At 66.7% G+C, this 2,487-nt stretch carries 3 protein-coding genes; all 3 read left to right on the plus strand.

Features of this window, described 5'->3' with window-relative positions; all coding sequences use genetic code 11:
* Window positions 1-173 precede the first annotated feature (173 nt).
* Window positions 174-806 (plus strand): ComF family protein, encoded by a 633-nt coding sequence (locus AVR91_RS41840; protein WP_063277742.1) that lies wholly within the window; start codon window positions 174-176, stop codon window positions 804-806.
* A 552-nt stretch (window positions 807-1,358) separates the two neighbouring features.
* Complete coding sequence (gene hpf, locus AVR91_RS41845) at window positions 1,359-2,048, plus strand: ribosome hibernation-promoting factor, HPF/YfiA family (protein ID WP_063277741.1); 690 nt, start codon at window positions 1,359-1,361, stop codon at window positions 2,046-2,048.
* Window positions 2,049-2,281: 233 nt separating this feature from the next.
* Window positions 2,282-2,487, plus strand: a 206-nt coding sequence (locus tag AVR91_RS43070; protein ID WP_143254280.1) for a hypothetical protein, incomplete at its 3' end; no start/stop codon positions are given.

Consider the following 2,487-nt stretch of genomic DNA (forward strand, 5'->3'; position numbering starts at 1 on the left):
AAAGGGGAGCAAGGGACCTTTAGTACCGCTAGCTTTCCTAGCGGCGCTAGCGAGCTCTTCTCCTCGATTGACTTTTTCAACACCGGCCCCCTGACGCCCCAGAGTGTCCAAAGCGGACCTCTCACGCCCCGACGACCGCCGGAACTGTCGGAGCCCCGACCCACACTCGCCCCATGTCCAAACTCCTGGATCTCCTCATCCCCGCCCGTTGCGCCTCCTGCGGAGCCCCGGGCGCGCCCTGTTGCGCGACGTGTCAGACCGCTTGGGGCTCGCTCAGCGAAATCATCCGCGGCCCGACGACCGGTCTCGTGCCCGTCTACGCCCTGGCCCCCTACGCCGACGACGCCCGTCGCCTGATCCTCGCGTACAAGGAACGCGGCCGCCGCGACCTCGCCCCGTCCTTCGGCCGGGCCGTCGCCGAAGCCCTCGTCCACCTGCCCGAGCCGGAACCGTGCCTCGTCCCCGTCCCTTCGCGACGGTCCGCCTCGCGTGTCCGGGGTGGACCGCACGTCCGGCGCATCGCCGAGGAGTGCGTGAAAGCGCTGGCGGACAAGGGAAATCCGGCGACCGTCGCGCCCGTGCTCAGGCTCGCGGCCGGCGTCCGTGACGCGGTGGGACTCACCCGCGCCCAACGGTCGGCGAACCTCGACGGCCGCCTTCGCCTGGTCGCGGGAGCTTGCCGGGAGAAGGTCGTCCTTCTTGACGACGTGATCACAACCGGAGCGACTGCCGCCGCTTGTACGCGTTTTTTGGACATAAGCGGAATTCACGTTTCCGCGGTGGTAGCGCTGGCCGCCGCCGGGTGATCGGGACGTCACCTACAAGAGTGATGAATGATCGGGAACGGGAATGGGTACATGGGCGTTGACGGGATATGAGGGACCTTCTGGGGAACACTCCGACGGCCCGCCACTCCACCGGGGTGGCGGCGGATTCCCTCGGGTGCGGCGCCCTAGGCACCCTCCGCAATTTCCTGTCCGAAGGCTTGCGCCGTCCGCGTGAAAACAAATCACAGGGACGACGCCCGACAAGCCGGATTGTCCCGCTGGCCACAGTGTCTTCGTCGCGTGCGGTGACGAGGTCTCACGTCCTGATATCCCCCGGCTCGGGGGCTGTTGCTCGCGGCGTGATGCAGCTAACGTGCAGCGCTATCAGCAATCCCGGCAGGCAGGGAGGTGACCAGCCCATGTCCCTGGCGCCGGAGCCGCGCTGAGTCCGCGCTCGGACATCCGACACGAGACGTCGTGACCGTATGCCGAGTTCCCTCACCGCCCGCGATCCGGGCTTCGTCCCCGCATTACCGGCGCCCTAGTGAACACATCTACAGCTCGCAGTCATTTCAGCGAGGGAGGTCGTGTATGGACATCGTCGTTAAGGGCCGCAACGTGGAGGTGCCCGACCACTATCGGGCACTCGTCAGCGAAAAGCTGGCCCGGCTAGAGCGCTACGACAAGAAGGTCATCCGTTACGACGTGGAGCTCTTCCACGAGCCCAATCGCCGGCAGTCGAAGAACTGCCAGCGCGTCGAAATCACCGGTAAGGGCCGTGGCCCCGCCGTACGCGCCGAAGCGTGTGCAGGCGACTTCTACGCAGCGCTGGATTCCGCACTGAACAAGCTCGAGAACCGGTTGCGGAAGACACACGACCGCCGGCGCGTGCACTACGGCCGCAGCCGCCCGGAATCCGTCGCCGAGGCGACTTCGATGGCGGCCGCCGGTGGAATGACCACCGACACCCGACATCTGGCGGGTACCGCTGTGCTCGAAGCGCCGGAGGCCGAACCCATGGCCAACGGTTTCGCTGTCGAGAGCGGTGACTTCGAGATGCCCCAGCAGCAGCGCTGGGATGAAGGGGTGACCGAACACCAGCCCGGTCGCGTCGTCCGCGAGAAGAAGCATGACGCGGAGCCCATGACGGTCGACCAGGCTCTCTACGAGATGGAACTGGTCGGTCACGACTTCTACCTGTTCAACGACTCCGACGCCGGATGCCCGAGCGTCGTCTACCGGAGGCGAGGCTTCGACTACGGCGTCATCCGGCTGAGCTAGCCGGCCACTACTGCCCTGACGGCGGCCCGCACGCGTCCCGTGCGGGCCGTCGTCATGTCCGGATCAGGCGGGGACGAACCCCATTCCGCCAGGTACCGACAGACGGTGCGTGCGCGAACACCGAGGTGTTCCCTACGATGGGGGCGGACGGTGGTGCACCCGTGCACCACCGCGGACGAGATTGCCCGGGACCGGCTCGGGTGCGATCACAATCAGCTAGTGAGGTCGACCGGATGGTGCTGAACCGCCTGCTCCGCGCGGGCGAGGGCAAAATGGTGAAGCGGCTGCGCAACATCGCCGATCACATCAACACCCTCGAAGACGACGTCAAGGAACTTTCGGACACCGCGCTGCGGGCCAAGACCGAGGAGTTCCGTAAGCGGCACGCGGACGGCGAGTCACTCGACGACCTCCTGCCGGAGGCGTTCGCGGTGGCGAG

It is taken from the genome of Amycolatopsis keratiniphila subsp. keratiniphila, assembly GCF_001620365.2.
GTDB lineage: Bacteria > Actinomycetota > Actinomycetes > Mycobacteriales > Pseudonocardiaceae > Amycolatopsis > Amycolatopsis keratiniphila.

What these genes read in the sequence shown, in the direction of transcription:
- AVR91_RS41840 (WP_063277742.1), top strand. Translation starts at nt 174, where the DNA reads ATGTCCAAACTCCTGGATCTCCTCATCCCCGCCCGTTGCGCCTCCTGC.
- hpf (WP_063277741.1), top strand. Translation starts at nt 1,359, where the DNA reads ATGGACATCGTCGTTAAGGGCCGCAACGTGGAGGTGCCCGACCACTAT.